This is a genomic window from Escherichia sp. MR (assembly GCF_005280595.1).
Taxonomy (GTDB): Bacteria; Pseudomonadota; Gammaproteobacteria; order Enterobacterales; family Enterobacteriaceae; genus Escherichia; species Escherichia ruysiae.
Genome location: NZ_SZVK01000009.1, coordinates 93629 through 116523 on the forward strand (window position 1 = coordinate 93629; position 22895 = coordinate 116523).

At 53.4% G+C, this 22895-nt stretch carries 15 protein-coding genes and 2 pseudogenes; 10 read left to right on the forward strand and 7 right to left on the reverse strand.

Translation table 11 applies throughout. From position 1 onward, the window contains the following. Positions 1 to 11 precede the first annotated feature (11 nt). The gene (gene dcd, locus FC814_RS06325; protein ID WP_001234767.1) at positions 12 to 593 is read right to left on the reverse strand and encodes a dCTP deaminase; all 582 of its coding nucleotides are present in this window, start codon (positions 591 to 593) and stop codon (positions 12 to 14) included. Between the two features lie 91 nt (positions 594 to 684). Further along, complete coding sequence (gene udk / locus FC814_RS06330; RefSeq protein WP_000132077.1) at positions 685 to 1326, reverse strand: uridine kinase; 642 nt, start codon at positions 1324 to 1326, stop codon at positions 685 to 687. A gap of 318 nt (positions 1327 to 1644) precedes the next feature. On the opposite strand from udk, the gene FC814_RS06335 reads away from it, so the two are divergent. Then, positions 1645 to 4962: a diguanylate cyclase gene (locus tag FC814_RS06335; RefSeq protein ID WP_137325672.1), complete on the forward strand. Its 3318-nt coding sequence runs from the start codon at positions 1645 to 1647 to the stop codon at positions 4960 to 4962. 79 nt (positions 4963 to 5041) lie between these two features. Here FC814_RS06335 and alkA read toward each other — a convergent pair whose 3' ends face one another. After that, positions 5042 to 5890 carry a DNA-3-methyladenine glycosylase 2 gene (alkA, locus tag FC814_RS06340; protein WP_024165192.1) on the reverse strand — a complete coding sequence of 283 codons (849 nt, stop codon included), beginning with the start codon at positions 5888 to 5890 and terminating at the stop codon, positions 5042 to 5044. Between the two features lie 133 nt (positions 5891 to 6023). On the opposite strand from alkA, the gene yegD reads away from it, so the two are divergent. Then, complete coding sequence (yegD, locus tag FC814_RS06345; RefSeq protein WP_137325673.1) at positions 6024 to 7376, forward strand: molecular chaperone; 1353 nt, start codon at positions 6024 to 6026, stop codon at positions 7374 to 7376. A gap of 12 nt (positions 7377 to 7388) precedes the next feature. Here yegD and FC814_RS06350 read toward each other — a convergent pair whose 3' ends face one another. The 4 genes from FC814_RS06350 to FC814_RS06365 all read right to left on the reverse strand — a co-directional run bounded on the left by FC814_RS06350 (position 7389) and on the right by FC814_RS06365 (position 11017). Continuing rightward, entirely contained in the window at positions 7389 to 9329 is a 1941-nt protein-coding gene (locus FC814_RS06350) for a helix-hairpin-helix domain-containing protein (RefSeq protein ID WP_137325674.1), read from the reverse strand. After that, positions 9326 to 10087: a PP2C family serine/threonine-protein phosphatase gene (locus tag FC814_RS06355; RefSeq protein ID WP_000119109.1), complete on the reverse strand. Its 762-nt coding sequence runs from the start codon at positions 10085 to 10087 to the stop codon at positions 9326 to 9328. The genes FC814_RS06350 and FC814_RS06355 overlap by 4 nt, the downstream gene beginning before the upstream one ends. Continuing rightward, a complete protein-coding gene (locus FC814_RS06360; RefSeq protein WP_137325675.1) occupies positions 10084 to 10743 on the reverse strand; it encodes a VWA domain-containing protein in 660 nt (219 codons plus the stop codon). The genes FC814_RS06355 and FC814_RS06360 overlap by 4 nt, the downstream gene beginning before the upstream one ends. A gap of 217 nt (positions 10744 to 10960) precedes the next feature. Beyond that, on the reverse strand, positions 10961 to 11017 hold the full coding sequence (locus FC814_RS06365) for a type I toxin-antitoxin system Ibs family toxin (protein ID WP_100733667.1): 57 nt from the start codon (positions 11015 to 11017) through the stop codon (positions 10961 to 10963). 278 nt (positions 11018 to 11295) lie between these two features. Between FC814_RS06365 and mdtA the strand changes: the two genes are divergently transcribed. The 8 genes and pseudogenes from mdtA to FC814_RS06405 all read left to right on the forward strand — a co-directional run. Continuing rightward, positions 11296 to 12543 (forward strand): multidrug efflux RND transporter subunit MdtA, encoded by a 1248-nt coding sequence (gene mdtA / locus FC814_RS06370; protein WP_137325676.1) that lies wholly within the window; start codon positions 11296 to 11298, stop codon positions 12541 to 12543. After that, positions 12543 to 15665 (forward strand): multidrug efflux RND transporter permease subunit MdtB, encoded by a 3123-nt coding sequence (mdtB, locus tag FC814_RS06375; RefSeq protein WP_137325677.1) that lies wholly within the window; start codon positions 12543 to 12545, stop codon positions 15663 to 15665. Before mdtA ends, mdtB begins: the two co-directional genes overlap by 1 nt. After that, entirely contained in the window at positions 15666 to 18743 is a 3078-nt protein-coding gene (gene mdtC, locus FC814_RS06380) for a multidrug efflux RND transporter permease subunit MdtC (RefSeq protein ID WP_137325678.1), read from the forward strand. Continuing rightward, positions 18744 to 20159, forward strand: a complete 1416-nt coding sequence (locus tag FC814_RS06385) for an MFS transporter (RefSeq protein ID WP_032225638.1) — start codon at positions 18744 to 18746, stop codon at positions 20157 to 20159. Continuing rightward, complete coding sequence (gene baeS / locus FC814_RS06390; RefSeq protein ID WP_000675167.1) at positions 20156 to 21559, forward strand: two-component system sensor histidine kinase BaeS; 1404 nt, start codon at positions 20156 to 20158, stop codon at positions 21557 to 21559. The genes FC814_RS06385 and baeS overlap by 4 nt, the downstream gene beginning before the upstream one ends. Next, on the forward strand, positions 21556 to 22278 hold the full coding sequence (gene baeR, locus FC814_RS06395; protein WP_000137883.1) for a two-component system response regulator BaeR: 723 nt from the start codon (positions 21556 to 21558) through the stop codon (positions 22276 to 22278). The genes baeS and baeR overlap by 4 nt, the downstream gene beginning before the upstream one ends. A gap of 227 nt (positions 22279 to 22505) precedes the next feature. Further along, positions 22506 to 22760: pseudogene (locus FC814_RS06400) on the forward strand (YegP family protein); the annotation flags it as partial. A gap of 33 nt (positions 22761 to 22793) precedes the next feature. After that, positions 22794 to 22895 (forward strand): annotated as a pseudogene (locus FC814_RS06405) (IS5/IS1182 family transposase); the annotation flags it as partial.

Genomic DNA, 22895 nt, shown 5'->3' on the forward strand with positions numbered 1-22895 from the left:
ATGAGCCTGAATTAGTCTTTATCGATTCGGCTGGCAACCGCGCCCTGCTGGTTGCGATATTTCGCATCTTCACGACGGTTGTATGGTCGCGCCGCCGGGCCGGAAAGCGGCTCAAAACTTAACGCGCCAATTAACATGCCCGGACGCAGCGCCAGCGGCAATTTACCGGAGTTGTAAAACTCAAGCACGATGCAGCCAGACCAGCCTGGATCGATACGGTGAGCGGTAACGTGAACCATCAACCCCAGACGCGCCAGTGAGGAGCGCCCATCCAGCCAGCCCACAAGATCGGCAGGCAGCGTGACCGACTCCAGCGTCACCGCCAGCGCCAGTTCTCCCGGATGGAGATAAAACGCCTCGCCCTCGTCGAGCACGATTTCATCGCTCATCACCCGATCGAGCGCGGCGCTCACTTCATCTTTGGGACCGCTCAGATCGATAAACGCTGCCGTGTGACCACGGAAGGTACGAAACTTATTGCCCAGGCGCACATCTACCGTCGCGCCATTAATACGCTCCACCGGCGGACGTGGGTTGATCGACAAACGGCCTTCATCAAGCCAGGCTTCAATATCTCGGTCACACAGACGCATGGCATTTTCTCCTTTCGCGCATCACTCCCTTAACGCCAATTACGTCAAGGGCATACCAGGTTATCACTGAACGGTACACAATTTATCAAGCTTATTCAAAGAACTGACTTATTTTCGCTTTCAATATATCGATCGCGATGCGGTTTTTACCGCCGCGCGGCACGATAATGTCCGCATATTGTTTGGAAGGTTCAATGAATTGCAGGAACATCGGACGCACCGTTTTTTGATATTGTGCCATTACAGAATCCATCGAACGCCCACGCTCGTTAACGTCGCGCTTGATGCGGCGCATCAGGCAGATGTCCAGTGGGGTATCAACGAAAATTGAGAAGTTAAGTTCGTCACGCAAACGCGCATCCGTCAGCAGCAAGATGCCTTCGAGAATAATGACTTTCTTCGGCTCAACCTTCACCGTTTCTTTCATACGCGTATGTTCAACGTAGCTGTAAACCGGCAGGTCGATAGCCGAGCCGCGTTTCAACGCTTGTAAATGTTCAAGCAACAGACTGTGATCCATCGCGCTCGGATGGTCATAGTTGGTCTTAACGCGTTCTTCCATCGACAGATGGCTTTGATCTTTGTAGTAACAATCTTCCGGAATAACGCCGATGTGTTCATCACCCACTTGTTCACGTAATTCACGATAAAGGGTACTGGCAATGAGACTCTTGCCGGAAGCCGATGCGCCAGCAATACCGATAATGACGCACTGATGAGACTGATCAGTCATAAATTTAGCGACCTGATTAACCTGGATGTTAGGAAGGGGGCGCCGAAGCGCCAAACGCGGCAATTATAGGGATTTCATCCGCCTGATACCAGTCGAATAGCGTTGCCGCACACTTAGAGTTAATTGTTGACGATCAATTCCCTGACGCAAATTTAATTGTTCGGTTTTAACGCAAGGTAAAAAATGTTGTGTAAAGTTGCACAAATTATCTGCCACCACGTCACTTTATGAACAATCCGCATATAAAATGTAAAACTTTTGTACTAGCATAAACACAGATACTAATACTGACGACCTGGTCATACGGATAGAGCGGTAATGAGTAAACCATCACAACGTGTTTTAATTACCCTGCCTCATCCCCTGCTTCACCTCGTCAGTTTAGGTTTAGTCTCATTCATCTTTACCCTTTTCTCGCTTGAGCTTTCACAGTTCGGTACGCAACTTGCGCCACTCTGGTTCCCCACGTCCATTATGATGGTGGCATTTTACCGCCATGCCGGACGGATGTGGCCGGGAATCGCATTGGCCTGCTCGCTGGGGAATATCGCCGCATCCGTACTGCTCTTCTCTACCAGTTCGCTGAATATGACGTGGACGGCAATCAACATTGTTGAGGCCGTCGTGGGGGCAATGCTGCTGCGGAAATTGCTGCCGTGGTATAACCCACTGCAAAATCTGGCTGACTGGCTACGTCTCGCATTTGGCAGCGCCATCGTGCCGCCAGTATTGGGTGGCGTGCTGGTTATCCTGCTGGTATCAGACGACGATCCGCTTAGAGCATTTCTAATCTGGGTACTTTCCGAATCAATCGGCGCACTGGCGCTAGTACCGCTAGGATTGTTATTTAAGCCACATTACCTGCTCCGTCACCGTGATCCACGGCTGTTGTTTGAAACACTACTAACATTAGCCATCACGCTGACGTTAAGCTGGCTCTCGATGCTATATCTACCGTGGCCTTTTACTTTCATTATTGTGCTACTGATGTGGAGTGCCGTGCGCCTGCCACGGATGGAAGCCTTTTTGATCTTCCTCACTACAGTGATGATGGTGTCGCTGATGATGGCGGCCGATCCGACTTTACTTGCCACGCCGCGAACCTACTTGATGAGTCACGTACCGTGGCTACCATTTTTGCTGATCCTGCTGCCCGCCAACATCATGACCATGGTGATGTACGCCTTTCGCGCTGAACGCAAGCATATTTCAGAAAGCGAAACCCGCTTTCGTAACGCTATGGAATATTCCGCCATCGGCATGGCATTAGTGGGCACCGAGGGGCAATGGCTGCAATCCAACAAAGCGTTATGCCAGTTTCTCGGTTACAGCCAGGAAGAGTTGCGCGCCCTCACCTTCCAGCAACTTACCTGGCCGGAAGATCTCAATAAAGATCTGCAACACGTTGAGAAGCTAATTAGCGGTGAAATAAATACCTACTCGATGGAGAAACGTTATTACAATCGTAATGGCGACGTTGTCTGGGCGCTGCTTGCCGTCTCGCTGGTACGCCACACCGATGGCACGCCGCTCTACTTTATTGCGCAGATTGAAGACATAAACGATCTTAAACGCACCGAACAGATTAACAAACGCCTGATGGAACGGATAACGCTGGCTAATGAAGCGGGTGGGATTGGCATCTGGGAGTGGGAACTGAAGCCGGATATTTTTAGTTGGGATAAGCGGATGTTCGAGCTATATGAAATTTCGCCACATATCAAACCGAACTGGCAGGTGTGGTATGACTGTGTGCTGCCGGAAGATCGCCAACACGCCGAAAAAGTGATTCGTGATTCATTACAGGCTCGCTTGCCTTTTAAGCTGGAATTTCGCATCACCGTGAAAGACGGTATTCGTCATATCCGCGCCCTCGCCAATCGGGTGCTGAATAAAGAAGGCGAAGTCGAACGATTGCTCGGTATTAACATTGATATGACCGAAGTGAAACAGCTGAACGAGGCGCTGTTTCAGGAAAAAGAGCGCCTGCACATTACGCTGGATTCCATCGGCGAAGCCGTGGTCTGTATTGATATGGCGATGAAAATTACCTTTATGAATCCGGTTGCAGAGAAGATGAGCGGCTGGACACAAGAAGAGGCGTTGGGCGTTCCACTATTAACAGCGTTGCAAATTACATTTGGCGACAATGGGCCGTTAATGGAGAACATTTACAGTGCCGACACGTCGCGTTCCGCTATTGAACAAGATGTCGTTCTCCACTGCCGCAACGGCGGAAGCTACGACGTCCATTACAGCATTACGCCGTTAAGTACGCTGGATGGCAGCAATATTGGTTCGGTACTGGTCATTCAGGATGTGACTGAGTCACGTAAAATGCTGCGCCAGCTTAGTTATAGCGCCTCCCATGATGCCCTGACGCATCTCACTAACTGTGCCAGTTTTGAAAAACAACTGCGAATACTGCTGCAAACGGTAAGCAGCACGCATCATCGACATGCACTGGTGTTTATCGATCTTGATCATTTTAAAGCGGTGAATGACAGCGCCGGGCACGCGGCGGGCGATGCTTTACTGCGTGAACTGGCCTCGTTGATGCTGAGTATGCTGCGCTCCAGCGACGTGCTGGCGCGACTCGGCGGTGATGAATTTGGTCTGTTGCTACCGGACTGTAATGTTGAAAGTGCCCGCTTTATCGCCACACGCATTATCAGTGCGATTAATGACTATCACTTTATGTGGGAAGGCCGCGTGCATCGGGTAGGTGCCAGCGCAGGGATTACCCTTATTGATGACAGCAATCATCAGGCGGCAGACGTGATGTCGCAGGCCGATATCGCCTGTTATGCTTCGAAAAATGGTGGGCGTGGTCGGGTGACGATTTACGAACCACAGCAAACTGCCAAACATAGCGAACAGGCGATGATGTCACTCGATGAACAGTGGCGGATGATCAAAGAGAATCAACTGATGATGATCGCCCACGGCGTCGCTTCACCACGAATCCCGGCTACGCGTAATTTGTGGCTGATTTCGCTTAAGCTCTGGAGTAGTGAAGGTGAGACTATTGATGAACTGGCATTTCGTCGTAGTTTCAGCGATCCGGCGCTCAATCACGCCCTTGATCGTCGGATATTACATGAGTTTTTCCAGCAGACAGCAAAAGCGGTTGCCAGTAAAGGCTTAAGCATCGCCCTCCCCCTTTCCGTTGCCGGGTTAAGCAGCGCCCCGCTGGTGGATAAACTGCTTGAGCAACTGGAAAGCAGTTCCCTACCGTCACGGTTATTACATCTGATTATTCCGGCTGAAGCGATTTTCGACCACGCAGAAAATATGCATAAATTGCGGCTGGCAGGCTGCCGGATCGTGCTCAGTCAGGTGGGGCGCGATCTGCAGCTCTTCAACACACTGAAAGCAAATATGGCGGATTATCTGCTGCTCGACGGTGAGTTATGCGCCAGCGTACAGGGTAATTTGATGGATGAGATGCTGATATCGATCATTCAGGGTCATGCCCATCGGCTGGGGGTGAAGACCATCGCGGGGCCAGTAGCGTTGCCGCTGGTGATGGATACGCTTTCCGGCATGGGTGTTGATCTGATTTATGGCGATGTCATTGCCGACGCTCAGCCTCTGGATTTGCTGATTAATAGCAGTTATTTCGCGATTAACTGAGTATTGCCTGATGCGACGCTGACGCGTCTTATCAGGTCTACAATTCGCTCATTCCCCAGACTGGATAAGACGACCAGCATCATACTTCTTCTGGTTGCCAGCCTTCCGTATACCAGATATGCAACAGCGCATAAGAACGCCAGGGTTTCCAGCGTTCGGCATAACGGCGGATTTGTGCCGGCGTCATTCCTGGAAATCGCTGTTTAATCAAATAATCATCCGGCAGGAAAACATCTTTCGCTTGCCAGCCACGCAAGGCGAAATAATTCGCCGTCCAGCGCCCAATTCCAGGAAATGTTTGCAGCGTTTTCATCGCTTGCTCAACGTCGCCCGGCATTTTCATCGGCAAGGAGCCATCCAGTGCCGCATTGGCTAAATGAATCAGCGCCTCTGCCCGTTTCAACGGCATCCCCAACCCTTTTAGTGCCTGCGGGTCGGCTGCAGCCAGTCGTTGGGGCGTGGGAAAGCAGACATATTCAGGGAAATCATCCAGCCGTTCGCCATAAAGCTGCGCTACTTTGGCAGTCAATTTTGCCGCCATCGCCACGCTCACCAGTTGGCCTAAAATCGCGCGCACGCCCTGCTCAAAAGCATCAACACTCCCGGGCAGACGTAGCCCTGGCCGCGCAGCGCCTAACTCGCCCAATGCACCGTTAACAATCTGCGGATTACATTGCAGATCAAACAGGCGGCTCATTTTCGCCAGGCACTCGGTCGCTACCGCTTCTAATCCCGAACTTACATTCACTTGCAACGTATTAGTTTCGACATCAGGAACCGCCTTTATCACGCCGCGATGTTCGCCCACCGCCAGACTACGGGCATAATAATTGTCCGTGACTGTTTCTACACCACTCACCGCACGGACGGCAAGAAATCCCAACATCCACGACCAGTCATACGGCGGCTGCCAGTTCAGGGTATACATCGCATCTCCTTTTTTATCCGCTTTCAGCATAAACGTTATTCAGACGCTGCGCTTTGCTTTCATATTCCGGTTGTCGCGACGGCAACATTTCGCTAAAGTCACGCCCCTTCTTCACCGGCATGGGGATTATTTCGTGTTTATTGGTTTTGATTACGGTACAGCAAACTGTTCAGTGGCGGTGATGCGCGACGGTAAACCGCAGATGTTGAAAATGGAAAATGACAGCACACTGCTGCCTTCAATGCTTTGCGCACCAACGCGTGAAGCAGTAAGCGAGTGGCTGTACCGCCATCATGATGTTCCGGCAAACGATGATGAAACGCAGGCGCTGTTACGTCGGGCGCTTCGTTATAACCGCGAAGAAGATATCGACGTCACGGCGAAAAGCGTGCAGTTCGGTCTTTCCTCACTGGCGCAGTATATTGATGATCCGGAAGAAGTGTGGTTTGTGAAATCACCGAAATCGTTCCTCGGTGCCAGCGGGTTAAAACCACAGCAGGTGGCGCTGTTTGAGGATCTGGTCTGCGCAATGATGTTGCACATTCGCCAACAAGCGCAGGCGCAACTGCCAGAAACAATTACCCAGGCAGTCATTGGTCGTCCAATCAACTTCCAGGGATTGGGCGGCGATGAAGCAAACGCCCAGGCGCAAGGGATTCTGGAACGTGCGGCGAAGCGTGCCGGATTCAAGGATGTGGTATTCCAGTACGAGCCGGTGGCGGCAGGGCTGGATTACGAAGCAACCTTGCAGGAAGAAAAACGCGTACTGGTGGTGGATATCGGCGGTGGTACTACTGACTGTTCATTGTTGCTGATGGGGCCGCAGTGGCGTTCGCGTCTCGATCGTGAATCCAGCCTACTGGGTCACAGTGGTTGCCGTATTGGTGGTAACGATCTGGATATCGCGCTGGCATTTAAACATCTGATGCCGCTGCTGGGCATGGGGGGCGAAACCGAAAAAGGTATCGCCCTGCCGATCCTACCGTGGTGGAATGCGGTTGCCATCAACGACGTACCTGCGCAGAGTGATTTCTACAGTAGCGCCAACGGTCGCCTGCTTAACGACCTGGTACGCGACGCCCGCGAGCCAGAGAAAGTCGCCCTGTTACAGAAAGTCTGGCGGCAACGTTTAAGTTATCGTCTGGTGCGCAGAGCGGAAGAGTGCAAAATTGCCCTTTCAAGCGCAGCGGAAACCTGCGCGTCGCTGCCGTTTATCGGTGACAAACTGGCAACGTTGATTAGCCAGCATGGACTGGAAAGCGCCCTCAACCAGCCGCTGGCGCGGATTCTGGAACAGGTGCAACTGGCGCTGGATAACGCCCAGGAAAAACCAGACGTCATCTATCTGACAGGTGGTAGCGCCCGATCGCCGCTGATTAAAAAGGCACTGGCGGAACAGCTGCCGGGCATCCCGATTGCAGGTGGCGACGACTTTGGCTCCGTCACCGCCGGGCTGGCGCGCTGGGCAGAAGTAGTATTTCGTTAAATAAGAAATGGCTCAGCAGCGGCTTAAATCTGCCTGCGCCTGAGCCAGTTTTCCTGCCGCCTGATGTAACGGCGCCATCAACGGCATGGTTCGTGCGGGAGCATGAAGGCGAAATCGCTGTAACTCTGCCGCGCCCTCTGTCAATGCGGCTTCCAGCCGATGACGTTTGGCGGTCATTTTCGCCATTACCGCTTGTCTGTCTGCTGGCGTTACCGCTTCGTTCGGCCTGAAAACAAAACGGCGTTCGCAACTCGCTTTCCAGTCAATAACCGCCTGAGTCAGATGGTCGCCAAATCCTTTCACTTGTTTAACTCCACGGCGGTTCACATCTGCCGCTGTTTCGATACCAAAGGACCGTAACGCCGCTTTACGCGCGGGACCAACACCGGGAATAGAGGCAACATCAATAAAAAATCCCTCCAGAAACTTCTGCTTCTGGCGTTCCCTTGCGGTGTTGTGAAGTGCTGTCAACTCGCGTTTTTCGTCTTCCGGCAATCCCAAAAGCTCGTCCTTCATTTTTTCAAGCATCGTCCGTTTGGCGATAAAACCTTCCAGCCCACCCACCTGCTGGATCTGGTTAACTAAATGGTCATAGTCCATTTTTGCACGATTAAACGCCTCACGGCGTTGCTGGATTTCTGCTTTGTACGCTTTGCTTGTCAGGCTGCCAATAATCCAGATAGCCGCCAGCACAGGAACTAAAATAATATAACGCGGTTCTGCCTGAAGGCCGCAAAGCAACAGCGATAACGCTGACAGTACGATCTCAATCAGAATGATGTATTCACTCCGTAACAGGCCGAAAGGAAGCGGCCTGCCAGTCGGTTGGAAGTGATCGGGTAATGGCAGTTGCAATGCTGGCGGTGCTACTGATGCCATCACCATCGCCCAGACTTTCGCCAGCACAAAATCCCCGCCGGTGGTAACAACCTCTTCGCCGAGATCAATAAAATAGATAACGCCTTGATTATCCAGAGCACACCACGGGCAGTCGGTCAAATGACCGGGGTAAACATGCATTACCGAAGCAGTACATTTCTTTAACTGTTGGCGTAGAGAATCCAGTGCCGCTACCCACGCTTTTGCCGTCGGACGCGCGGTTGCCACGCCACTTTCGGTGAATGCCTGCTGAAACATGCCTTCAACATCACCCGGTAACATTGATAGCGGAATAGATCGTGGCGGCGGTTTTAAGCCACGTCGCTGATTGTCTGATGCATAGGCATAACGGAAATGGGCAATATCCTTCTCCAGCGCATTACCCGCTTCGGCAATAAGCGGTACACCGGAATAAGGATGCCGACCACCAAACAAGACGTGAAAAATCAGCAACGCAAGGCCAAAATTATCGTGATTTACGGTGCGCTCAAATCCAACAAATGACGGCAAGGTTTGCAGCTCTGGCGGCGTAAAATGCGACACGCCGACTTCGCATAAATGCAGCGTGCCATTAGCGTTAATCTGAAAGGAGTCGCTGTCGATCAACACCACTTTGCTGTCACGGCCTACCATAAAGCTGTTCTGGTTTACGTCACCCACGACATGCCCGTGCTCGTGAACCGTAGCAAAAGATGAAGCAATATTGCGCGCAACATAGAGTAGAAAATCCCATGCACAATGAGGGTAACGTTGACGACGATGTGCCGGGCTATAGATCATATGAATAGGTTCTTTGCCGGAGACTTTCGGCATCATAAAACCGATAACTTTTCCGCCTCGTCCAGCGTGAAGCGTTGACTGCGGCCAGGCGACATAATTGAGCAACTGTGCGTCAGCTGTCGCAGCCATAAAGGCAAGTTTGTCCCGTTTTAAGGCGGGTGGCGGCGTGTGATAAATCTTGGCGACGCTATCGACAAACTCATTGATATCATAAACCGCGCCTTCGCCGCCTTTGCCTAATTCATGACCTGGCGTCACGCAATCGCCAGCTGCGGTATATATAGTTGATTTCACGGCAACCACATGGCCAGCGCCAGCGTTTTATCATCATCGGTGCGTTCATTCACTGCGGGGCAGGACAAAAATTGCTTTAGCAAATCTGGCAATATATCGCGTTGTTCCGACGTTGCTGACGCCAGTCCATTGAAAAATGGCGCAAAGAAAGGCACATGGGGAGAATTATCCAGCATATTTAACGCCAGCCGCTGAATACCGTCCGTAAATGCAGCCACTTTTATCACCTGCGCATCGCAACTGTAAGTCTCAAGGCGCGTGACAGCATCTTCATCAGTAATGAAATAGGTCATATTGGCATATTCGCCATTCATCGGCGTTAGTGGTAGCTGTAGCCCTTCACCAAAATCCACCACCACGCCACCATCGCCAATCTGCATAATCAACGTGCCGGTCGCTGATGATATAACGCCCAGAAAAGTACAGGAAAAATCACGAACCGCCAGTTCTTCAGCTTGTGCACGGGCAGTAATACGGTGGCGAATTGCCAGCACAATATCTGTCGCAAGCACATCATTCAGACCACATTCACCACCCTGTACTTTTTGCATCATAAACGCCATCGCTTCATTGACGGCGAGCGTCGCGCCTTCGCCACCCTGCGAAACGCTACCTGCACCATCAGCAAGGAACATCACCAGTAACGGTTGCTGGTCGTTTAGCCAGACAACCTGCATCTGGCAGGCATCCTGGCAAGGTAAGTCCGCGCTGATATGCGACGTTCCGACGGCTGATGAATAGACCAGACGCCAGCTCACACTGACGTCCAGCCTTTTGGCGCTTCCAGTACAACTTCCGTTCCCGGCGTGGAGCGGGAAACCGAACGTAGCGAACTGGATAACCAGCTAAACAGTTCACGGAATTGTAATCCCTGCAACGGCAAAGGCTGACGGACGCTGATTTGTGCCAGAGTATTCATATCAGCCCCCTGAACATCGATGGTAAAGAAGGCAAACTTCTTATCTTCTTCTCCCTGAAACACTTTACTGGCAGCAGCCTGCCACTCATCGGTTGGCGCGCCATCGGTGATCAAGAAAATCCACGGGCGATAATACGAAATACCATTTGCACGGTACTCACGTTTCCGCTCCTCAACCATATTCAGGGCTTTGGTAATTGCAGCGCCCATTGGCGTATTGCCCTGAGCAAACAAGATGGGCGGGAAAAAGTTAGCGGCGCTGGTAAATGGTTGTTCCACATGCACCGGGCCGAAAGTCACAATGCCGAGTTCCACTCTTTTTAAGGCCAGCGGATCGGCAAGCAGTTCATCGCGAAAGGTCACCAATCCTGCGTTAAGTTCGTTAATGGGTCTACCGCTCATAGAGCCAGAAACATCCAGCAGCAAAATACAAGGGCAACGTGGTTCCGGGTTACTGGCAAAATCGCTGGTGGCAAACGTAATTTGTTCGCTCATAAGAAATCCTTTCTTAGAGAATTATTGAGGTTCGGTATCATACCGAGAGCAATAATAAATTTAGAGCAAGCGAAGATACTTTCAGAATTAAGCCCGGCGGTGCAGATAAGTTTGCTATTCGCCTCGCAAGAACGTGGGCTTACAGATTGACAATAAGGGTGGAGTAACATAAGTTCAGGAGTGAGGGTTGAGCGGGGTTTCCCCCGCCCTGGTAGTCTTAGTAAGCCGGTAAGCTAATCACTAAGAGCACCACGATGATGAGTATCTTCATCATGACCCTTTCCTTATTTAAGGCCCCTTCCTCGGGAGGGGCTTTCCCGTTTCAGCGTCCCGCTGAAATCTTCGGCTTACCTCCTTTCGCCATGTACGTAGTCTATCGCTAACTTGCAGAGAAAATAGTTTCCTGCGTCATTACTGGATGCGCGCTCGCAAAGTGCACCACCATTCAGACTATTCGCGAAACTGTTTCATAATTCCTCCATTTTTCTCCCTTATTGGCTGGCTACACTAGTAACATTGCGCGAAACGTTTCAGGAAGAGAAACTCTTAACGATGAAAGACAGTTATAAATCCCGTTGGGTAATCGTAATCGTGGTGGTTATCGCCGCCATCGCCGCATTCTGGTTCTGGCAAGGCCGCAATGAATCCCAGAGCGCAGCCCCAGGTGCGATGAAACAAGCACAGCAGCCGCCAGCGGGTGGTCGCCGTGGTATGCGTTCCGGCCCTTTAGCACCAGTACAGGCGGCAACCGCCATTGAACAGGCCGTTCCACGTTATCTCACCGGGCTTGGCACTATTACCGCCGCTAATACTGTTACGGTGCGCAGCCGCGTGGACGGTCAACTGATGGCGTTGCATTTCCAGGAAGGCCAGCAGGTCAAAGCAGGCGATTTACTGGCAGAGATTGACCCCAGCCAGTTCAAAGTCGCATTAGCACAAGCCCAGGGGCAACTGGCAAAAGATAAAGCCACACTTGCCAACGCGCGCCGTGATTTGGCGCGTTATCAACAACTGGCAAAAACCAATCTCGTTTCCCGTCAGGAACTGGACGCCCAACAGGCGCTGGTCAGTGAAACCGAAGGCACCATTAAAGCCGATGAAGCGAGCGTCGCCAGCGCACAACTGCAACTCGACTGGAGCCGGATTACTGCGCCAGTCGATGGTCGCGTTGGCCTGAAGCAGGTTGATGTCGGTAACCAAATCTCCAGTGGTGATACCAGCGGGATTGTGGTGATCACCCAGACGCATCCTATCGATTTGCTCTTCACCCTGCCGGAAAGCGATATCGCCACCGTTGTGCAGGCACAAAAAGCCGGAAAACCGCTGGTTGTTGAAGCCTGGGATCGCACCAACTCGAAGAAGTTAAGTGAAGGCACGCTGTTAAGTCTCGATAACCAAATCGATGCCACTACTGGCACCATTAAAGTGAAAGCGCGCTTCAATAATCAGGATGATGCGCTGTTTCCCAATCAGTTTGTTAACGCACGCATGTTAGTGGACACCGAACAAAACGCCGTGGTGATCCCCACCGCCGCCCTGCAAATGGGCAACGAAGGCCATTTTGTCTGGGTGCTGAATAGCGAAAACAAAGTCAGCAAACATCTGGTGACGCCGGGCATTCAGGACAGTCAGAAAGTGGTGATCCGCGCGGGTATTTCCGCAGGCGATCGCGTAGTAACAGACGGCATTGATCGCCTGACTGAAGGAGCGAAAGTGGAAGTGGTGGAAGCCCAGATCGCCACCTCGCCGGAAGAGAAAGCCACCAGCCGTGAATACGCGAAAAAAGGAGTGCGCTCCTGATGCAGGTGTTACCTCCGAGCAGCACAGGCGGCCCGTCGCGCCTGTTTATTATGCGCCCTGTCGCCACCACGCTGCTGATGGTGGCGATCTTACTCGCCGGGATTATCGGCTATCGCGCCCTGCCCGTTTCGGCGCTGCCGGAAGTGGACTACCCGACTATTCAGGTGGTCACGCTCTACCCCGGCGCCAGCCCGGATGTCATGACCTCTGCCGTTACCGCGCCGCTCGAACGCCAGTTTGGGCAGATGTCTGGCCTGAAACAGATGTCATCGCAGAGTTCCGGCGGCGCGTCAGTTATCACCTTGCAGTTCCAGCTAACATTACCGCTAGATGTCGCCGAGCAGGAAGTGCAGGCCGCGATTAACGCCGCCACTAACCTGTTGCCGAGCGACCTGCCTAACCCGCCGGTTTACAGCAAAGTGAACCCGGCAGATCCGCCAATCATGACACTCGCTGTCACCTCAACCGCCATGCCGATGACGCAGGTGGAAGATATGGTGGAAACCCGCGTCGCGCAGAAAATCTCGCAGATTTCCGGCGTCGGGCTGGTGACGCTTTCCGGCGGTCAGCGTCCGGCTGTTCGTGTCAAACTTAACGCCCAGGCGATTGCCGCTCTTGGACTAACCAGCGAAACCGTGCGCACCGCCATTACTGGCGCTAACGTTAACTCAGCCAAAGGTAGCCTCGACGGCCCTTCCCGCGCGGTCACGCTGTCGGCGAACGACCAGATGCAATCCGCAGAAGAGTATCGCCAGCTAATCATCGCCTACCAGAACGGCGCGCCGATTCGTCTGGGCGATGTCGCAACTGTAGAGCAAGGTGCAGAAAACAGCTGGCTCGGCGCGTGGGCGAACAAAGAACAGGCCATAGTGATGAATGTTCAGCGCCAGCCCGGTGCTAACATTATCTCTACCGCCGACAGCATCCGGCAGATGCTGCCACAACTCACCGAAAGTTTGCCGAAATCGGTAAAAGTAACGGTGCTTTCCGATCGCACCACCAATATCCGCGCATCCGTCGATGATACTCAGTTTGAATTGATGATGGCTATCGCGCTGGTAGTCATGATTATCTACCTGTTTTTGCGCAACATTCCGGCGACCATCATTCCCGGCGTTGCGGTGCCGCTGTCATTAATCGGCACCTTCGCAGTCATGGTGTTTCTCGATTTTTCGATCAACAACCTGACGCTGATGGCGTTAACTATCGCCACCGGATTCGTGGTCGATGACGCCATCGTGGTGATCGAGAACATTTCGCGCTATATCGAAAAAGGCGAAAAACCGCTGGCGGCGGCGCTCAAAGGCGCAGGTGAAATCGGTTTTACCATTATCTCGCTGACCTTCTCGCTGATTGCAGTGCTGATCCCGCTACTGTTTATGGGCGATATCGTCGGGCGACTGTTCCGCGAGTTTGCCATTACCCTAGCGGTAGCAATTTTGATCTCAGCCGTGGTGTCGCTGACCCTGACGCCGATGATGTGCGCGCGGATGCTCAGCCAGGAGTCGCTGCGTAAACAAAACCGATTCTCCCGTGCCTCGGAGAAAATATTCGACAGGATAATCGCCGCCTATGGTCGGGGGCTTGCGAAGGTGCTGAATCATCCGTGGCTGACCTTAAGCGTGGCGCTCAGCACGCTGCTGCTTAGCGTACTGCTGTGGGTGTTCATTCCGAAAGGCTTCTTCCCGGTGCAGGACAACGGCATTATTCAGGGCACTTTGCAGGCACCGCAATCCAGCTCCTTTGCCAATATGGCCCAGCGGCAACGCCAGGTCGCGGACGTGATTTTGCAGGATCCGGCAGTGCAAAGTTTGACCTCATTTGTTGGCGTTGATGGCACTAACCCGTCGCTGAACAGTGCGCGTTTACAGATCAACCTCAAACCGTTGGATGAACGTGATGATCGGGTGCAAAAAGTCATCACCCGTCTGCAAACGGCGGTGGATAAAGTGCCGGGCGTCGATCTCTTCTTGCAACCAGCGCAGGACCTGACCATCGATACTCAGGTCAGCCGCACCCAGTACCAGTTTACCTTGCAGGCAACGTCGCTGGATGCGCTCAGCACTTGGGTGCCACAGTTGATGGAAAAACTCCAGCAGCTTCCACAGCTTTCTGATGTCTCCAGCGACTGGCAGGACAAAGGGCTGGTGGCGTATGTCAATGTTGATCGCGACAGCGCCAGCCGTCTGGGTATCAGCATGGCGGATGTCGATAACGCCCTGTACAACGCGTTTGGTCAGCGACTGATTTCCACTATTTATACTCAGGCTAACCAGTATCGCGTGGTGCTGGAACACAACACCGAAAATACCCCAGGCCTCGCGGCGCTGGATACCATTCGCCTGACCAGCAGCGACGGTGGCGTGGTGCCGTTAAGCTCAATTGCCAAAATTGAGCAGCGTTTTGCGCCGCTCTCCATCAACCATCTGGATCAGTTCCCGGTAACGACCATCTCCTTTAACGTGCCGGATAACTATTCGCTGGGCGATGCGGTGCAGGCGATTATGGACACCGAAAAGACGCTGAATCTACCGGTGGATATCACCACGCAGTTCCAGGGCAGCACCCTCGCCTTCCAGTCGGCGCTTGGCAGCACTGTCTGGCTGATTGTCGCGGCGGTGGTGGCGATGTATATCGTGCTCGGCATTCTGTACGAGAGTTTTATTCACCCGATCACCATTCTCTCGACGCTACCCACCGCAGGGGTCGGCGCGCTGCTGGCATTAATGATTGCCGGTAGCGAACTGGATGTGATTGCGATTATCGGCATTATTTTGCTGATCGGTATCGTGAAGAAGAACGCCATCATGATGATCGACTTCGCGCTGGCTGCTGAGCGTGAGCAAGGCATGTCGCCGCGCGATGCAATCTACCAGGCTTGTCTGTTGCGTTTTCGTCCGATCCTGATGACCACTCTGGCGGCACTGCTTGGCGCGCTGCCGCTGATGTTAAGTACCGGAGTCGGCGCGGAACTGCGCCGTCCGTTAGGCATCGGCATGGTCGGTGGTCTGGTTGTCAGCCAGGTGCTGACACTGTTTACCACGCCGGTGATTTATCTGCTGTTCGACCGTCTGGCATTGTGGGCAAAAAGCCGCTTTGCCCGCCATGAAGAGGAGGCGTAAGTGAAGTTTTTTGCCCTCTTCATTTACCGCCCGGTGGCGACGATTTTACTGTCGGTTGCCATTACCCTGTGCGGCATACTGGGCTTCCGTATGCTGCCGGTCGCCCCGCTGCCGCAGGTCGATTTTCCGGTGATTATGGTCAGCGCCTCGCTGCCCGGTGCGTCGCCAGAGACAATGGCGTCTTCCGTTGCCACGCCGCTGGAACGCTCGCTTGGGCGTATTGCCGGGGTCAGTGAAATGACCTCCAGCAGTTCGCTCGGCAGCACGCGCATTATTTTGCAGTTTGATTTTGACCGGGATATCAACGGCGCGGCGCGCGATGTGCAGGCGGCGATCAACGCCGCACAAAGTTTGCTGCCCAGCGGGATGCCCAGCCGCCCGACCTATCGCAAAGCAAACCCGTCGGATGCGCCAATTATGATCCTGACGCTGACGTCCGATACTTATTCCCAGGGTGAACTGTACGATTTCGCCTCGACGCAGCTGGCGCCGACGATTGCGCAAATCGACGGCGTCGGTGATGTCGATGTCGGCGGCAGCTCGCTGCCCGCCGTGCGCGTCGGGCTGAATCCGCAGGCGCTGTTTAATCAGGGCGTATCGCTGGACGATGTGCGCACCGCCATCAGCAATGCCAACGTGCGTAAACCGCAGGGGGCGCTGGAGGATGGTACTCACCGCTGGCAGATCCAGACCAACGATGAACTGAAAACCGCCGCTGAATATCAGCCGCTGATTATTCATTACAACAACGGCGGCGCGGTTCGTCTGGGCGATGTGGCGACGGTGACCGACTCTGTACAAGATGTGCGCAACGCCGGGATGACCAACGCCAAACCGGCTATTTTGCTGATGATCCGCAAGCTGCCGGAAGCCAATATTATCCAGACGGTTGACAGCATCCGGGCAAAATTACCAGAGTTGCAGGAGACCATTCCGGCGGCGATTGATCTGCAAATTGCCCAGGATCGCTCCCCCACCATTCGCGCCTCACTGGAGGAAGTCGAGCAAACGCTGATTATCTCGGTGGCGCTGGTGATTCTGGTGGTCTTTTTGTTCCTGCGCTCAGGTCGCGCCACCATTATTCCCGCCGTTGCGGTGCCCGTTTCGCTGATTGGTACGTTTGCGGCGATGTATCTGTGCGGATTCAGTCTCAATAACCTGTCGCTGATGGCGCTCACCATCGCCACAGGCTTTGTCGTGGATGACGCCATCGTGGTGCTGGAAAACATCGCCCGTCATCTGGAAGCGGGGATGAAACCGCTACAGGCCGCACTGCAAGGTACTCGCGAAGTCGGCTTTACGGTGCTGTCGATGAGTCTGTCACTGGTGGCGGTGTTCCTGCCGCTACTGTTGATGGGTGGATTGCCGGGGCGCTTATTGCGCGAATTTGCCGTGACGCTTTCAGTCGCCATTGGCATTTCGCTGTTGGTTTCTCTGACGCTAACGCCGATGATGTGCGGCTGGATGCTGAAAGCCAGCAAGCCGCGTGAACAAACACGGTTACGTGGTTTTGGCCGGATGCTGGTTGCGCTGCAACAAGGCTACGGTAAGTCGCTGAAATGGGTACTCAATCACACCCGTCTGGTGGGCGTGGTGCTGCTTGGCACCATTGCGCTCAATATCTGGCTGTATATCTCGATCCCGAAAACCTTCTTCCCGGAGCAGGACACCGGCGTGTTGATGGGCGGGATACAGGCGGATCAGAGTATTTCGTTTCAGGCAATGCGCGGTAAGTTGCAGGATTTTATGAAAATTATCCGTGACGATCCGGCAGTGGATAATGTCACCGGCTTTACCGGTGGTTCGCGGGTTAACAGCGGAATGATGTTTATCACCCTCAAGCCACGCGACGAACGCAGCGAAACGGCGCAGCAAATTATCGACCGTCTGCGCGTAAAACTGGCGAAAGAACCGGGGGCGAATCTGTTCCTGATGGCAGTGCAGGATATTCGCGTTGGTGGGCGTCAGTCGAACGCCAGCTACCAGTACACGTTGTTATCCGACGACCTGGCGGCGCTGCGCGAATGGGAGCCGAAAATCCGCAAAAAACTGGCAACGTTGCCGGAACTGGCGGACGTTAACTCCGACCAGCAGGATAACGGCGCGGAGATGAACCTGGTTTACGATCGCGACACGATGGCGCGGCTGGGGATCGATGTGCAGGCCGCCAACAGCCTGCTGAATAACGCCTTTGGTCAGCGGCAAATCTCGACCATTTACCAGCCAATGAACCAGTATAAAGTGGTGATGGAAGTGGATCCGCGCTATACCCAGGACATCAGCGCGCTGGAAAAAATGTTCGTCATTAATAACGAAGGCAAAGCGATCCCGTTGTCGTATTTCGCCAAATGGCAACCGGCAAACGCGCCGCTGTCGGTGAATCATCAGGGATTATCGGCGGCCTCGACCATCTCGTTCAACCTGCCGACCGGGAAATCGCTTTCGGACGCCAGTGCGGCAATCGATCGTGCGATGACGCAGCTTGGCGTGCCTTCGACGGTGCGCGGCAGTTTTGCCGGAACGGCGCAGGTGTTCCAGGAGACAATGAACTCGCAGGTGATCCTGATTATCGCGGCGATCGCCACGGTGTATATCGTGCTGGGTATCCTTTACGAGAGTTACGTACATCCGTTGACGATTCTCTCCACCCTACCCTCGGCGGGCGTTGGGGCGCTGCTGGCGCTGGAGCTGTTCAATGCCCCGTTCAGCCTAATCGCCCTGATAGGGATCATGTTATTAATCGGCATTGTGAAGAAAAACGCCATCATGATGGTCGATTTTGCGCTCGAAGCTCAAAGGAATGGAAATCTGACGCCGCAGGAAGCCATTTTCCAGGCCTGTCTGCTGCGTTTTCGTCCGATTATGATGACTACCCTGGCGGCGCTGTTTGGTGCGCTGCCGCTGGTGTTATCTGGCGGCGACGGCTCGGAACTGCGTCAACCATTAGGGATCACCATTGTCGGCGGTCTGGTAATGAGTCAGCTCCTGACGCTGTATACCACGCCGGTGGTGTATCTTTTTTTCGACCGTCTGCGGCTGCGTTTTTCGCGAAAATCTAAAGAAACGGTAACCGAGTAAATGACAGATCTTCCTGACAGCACCCGCTGGCAATTGTGGATTGTGGCTTTCGGCTTCTTTATGCAGTCGCTGGACACCACCATCGTCAACACCGCCCTTCCCTCAATGGCGCAAAGCCTGGGGGAAAGCCCGCTGCATATGCACATGGTCATTGTCTCTTATGTGCTGACCGTGGCGGTGATGCTGCCTGCCAGCGGCTGGCTGGCGGACAAAGTCGGCGTGCGCAATATTTTCTTTACCGCTATCGTGCTGTTTACCCTCGGTTCGCTGTTTTGCGCGCTTTCCGGCACCCTTAATGAACTGTTGCTGGCACGTGCGTTACAGGGCGTAGGCGGTGCGATGATGGTGCCGGTCGGCAGGCTAACGGTGATGAAAATTGTTCCGCGCGAGCAATATATGGCGGCGATGACCTTTGTCACGCTGCCCGGTCAGGTCGGCCCGCTGCTCGGTCCGGCGCTTGGCGGTCTGCTGGTGGAGTACGCGTCGTGGCACTGGATCTTTTTGATCAACATTCCGGTGGGGATTATCGGTGCGATCGCCACGCTAATGTTAATGCCAAACTACACCATGCAGACGCGGCGCTTCGATCTCTCCGGCTTTCTGTTGCTGGCGGTTGGCATGGCAGTGTTAACGCTGGCGCTGGATGGCAGTAAAGGCACAGGACTTTCGCCGCTGGCGATTGTCGGCCTGGTGGCGGTTGGCGTAGTGGCACTGGTGCTTTATCTGCTGCACGCCAGAAATAACAACCGCGCCCTTTTCAGTCTGAAACTGTTCCACACCCGCACCTTTTCGCTGGGTCTGGCGGGAAGTTTTGCCGGACGTATTGGCAGCGGTATGTTGCCCTTTATGACGCCGGTTTTCCTGCAAATCGGCCTCGGTTTTTCGCCGTTCCATGCCGGACTGATGATGATCCCCATGGTGCTCGGCAGCATGGGAATGAAACGTATTGTGGTGCAGGTGGTTAACCGCTTTGGTTATCGTCGGGTGCTGGTGGCAACCACGCTGGGTCTGTCGCTGGTCACATTGCTGTTTATGGCCACCGCGATGCTTGGCTGGTACTACGTTTTGCCATTCGTTCTGTTTTTACAAGGAATGGTCAACTCAACGCGTTTCTCCTCCATGAACACCCTGACGCTGAAAGATCTACCAGACAATCTGGCGAGCAGCGGCAACAGCCTGCTGTCGATGATTATGCAATTGTCGATGAGTATCGGTGTGACCATCGCCGGGCTGCTGCTGGGTCTTTTTGGCTCCCAACATGTCAGCGTTGACAGCGGCACCACACAAACCGTCTTTATGTACACCTGGCTTAGCATGGCGTTTCTCATCGCCCTTCCGGCGTTCATCTTTGCCAGAGTTCCGAACGATACGCATCAAAACGTGGCTATTTCGCGGAGAAAAAGGAGCGCGCAATGAAGTTCTGGCGACCCGGCATTACCGGCAAACTGTTTCTGGCGATCTTCGCCACCTGCATTGTGTTATTGATAACGATGCACTGGGCGGTACGGATCAGTTTTGAGCGCGGCTTTATCGATTACATTAAGCATGGTAATGAACAGCGGCTGCAAATGCTCGGAGATGCACTTGGCGAGCAGTACGCCCAGCACGGTAACTGGCGCTTTCTGCGTAATAACGATCGTTTTGTATTTCAGATACTGCGCTCATTTGAACATGATAATAATGAAGACAAACCGGGGCCCGGTATGCCGCCACACGGCTGGCGTACTCAGTTCTGGGTGGTCGATCAAAACAACAAAGTGCTGGTTGGCCCACGCTCTCCCATTCCACCGGACGGTACAAGGCGCCCTATTCTGGTCAATGGTGTTGAAGTTGGCGCGGTGATCGCCTCACCCGTTGAACGGTTAACCCGCAATACCGATATCAATTTCGATAAACAACAGCGGCAAACCAGTTGGCTGATTGTCGCTTTATCTACCTTACTGGCGGCGCTGGCGACATTCCCACTGGCGCGCGGTTTGCTCGCTCCAGTGAAACGGCTGGTGGATGGCACGCACAAACTGGCGGCGGGCGATTTCACAACCCGCGTGACGCCCACCAGTGAAGATGAACTGGGCAAACTGGCACAAGACTTCAACCAGCTCGCCAGCACGCTGGAGAAAAACCAACAGATGCGCCGCGATTTTATGGCTGATATCTCTCACGAACTGCGCACGCCTTTAGCAGTACTGCGCGGAGAACTGGAAGCTATTCAGGATGGCGTGCGTAAGTTCACACCGGAGACAGTGGCTTCTTTACAGGCGGAGGTCGGTACACTGACCAAACTGGTGGATGACCTGCATCAACTGTCGATGTCAGATGAAGGTGCTCTCGCCTATCAAAAAGCGCCTGTGGATCTGATCCCGCTGCTGGAAGTGGCAGGCGGCGCTTTTCGTGAACGTTTCGCCAGCCGTGGCCTGAAGCTGCAATTTTCCCTACCGGATAGCATTACCGTATTTGGCGATCGCGACCGTTTAATGCAGTTATTCAATAACTTACTGGAAAACAGTCTACGTTACACCGACAGCGGCGGCAGCCTGCAAATCTCCGCCGAGCAGCGCGACAAAACGGTGCGCCTGACCTTTGCCGACAGTGCGCCGGGCGTCAGCGACGAACAACTGCAAAAATTGTTTGAGCGTTTTTACCGCACCGAAGGTTCCCGGAACCGTGCCAGCGGCGGTTCCGGGCTGGGACTGGCGATTTGCCTTAACATTGTTGAAGCGCACAGTGGTCGCATTGTTGCCACTCATTCGCCTTTTGGCGGGGTAAGCATTACAGTAGAGTTACCGCTGGAACGGGATTTACAGAGAGAAGTATGACCGAGTTACCAATCGACGAAAACACACCGCGTATTTTGATCGTGGAAGATGAACCGAAGCTGGGGCAGTTGCTCATTGATTATCTGCGTGCTGCGAGCTACGCGCCGACCCTTATCAGTCACGGTGATCAGGTACTGCCGTATGTGCGGCAGACCCCACCGGATCTGATCCTGTTGGATCTGATGCTACCAGGCACTGATGGTCTGACACTTTGCCGGGAAATTCGTCGTTTTTCCGATGTCCCCATCGTGATGGTTACGGCAAAAATCGAAGAAATCGACCGTTTGCTGGGGCTGGAGATTGGCGCCGATGACTACATCTGCAAACCGTACAGCCCACGGGAAGTGGTGGCGCGTGTTAAGACCATTTTGCGCCGCTGCAAACCGCAGCGCGAGTTGCAGCAACAGGATGCCGAAAGCCCGTTGATTATCGACGAAGGTCGTTTTCAGGCTTCATGGCGTGGCAAAATGCTTGATCTGACGCCTGCAGAATTTCGTCTTTTGAAAACCCTCTCCCATGAACCGGGAAAAGTATTCTCCCGCGAGCAATTACTCAATCATCTTTATGACGATTACCGCGTGGTAACCGACCGCACCATCGACAGCCACATTAAAAACCTGCGCCGTAAACTGGAGTCGCTGGACGAAGAGCAGTCATTTATCCGTGCCGTTTACGGTGTCGGTTACCGCTGGGAAGCTGACGCCTGTCGTATCGTTTAATGTATCATTGCCCTGGCGAGGGCAAAATTCCCTGTTTATTAACCCGTCATGCCCCTCTCTGAAAGGAGAGGGATAACACCGTATCCGCATTCAGATTCCTGCATATTTATCAGTAATCTCCCCCACCCTTTAGAGGGTATTCCCCTGATTGGCAGTCAACTGAATATCACCCATACTTAAATCGTTACATACTGTTTTCGATACGCAATTTCAATCAAGGAGTCATTATGGCTGGTTGGTTTGAACTCAATAAGAGCAGTGAAAATCAGTTCCGGTTTGTGCTAAAAGCGGGCAATGGCGAGATCATTCTCACCAGCGAACTGTATACCTCAAAAGCCGCTGCGGAAAAGGGCATTGCCTCGGTGCAAAGCAACAGCCCGCAGGACGAACGCTATGAGAAAAAAACAGCGAGCAACGGCAAATTTTATTTCAATCTGAAAGCTGGCAATCATCAGATAATCGGTTCCAGCCAGATGTATGCCAGGCTTTGTTGAATAAATCGAACTTTTGCTGAGTTGAAGGATCAGATCACGTATCTTCCCGACAACGCAGACCGTTCCGTGGCAAAGCAAAAGTTCAAAATCACCAACTGGCCCACCTACAATAAAGCCCTCATC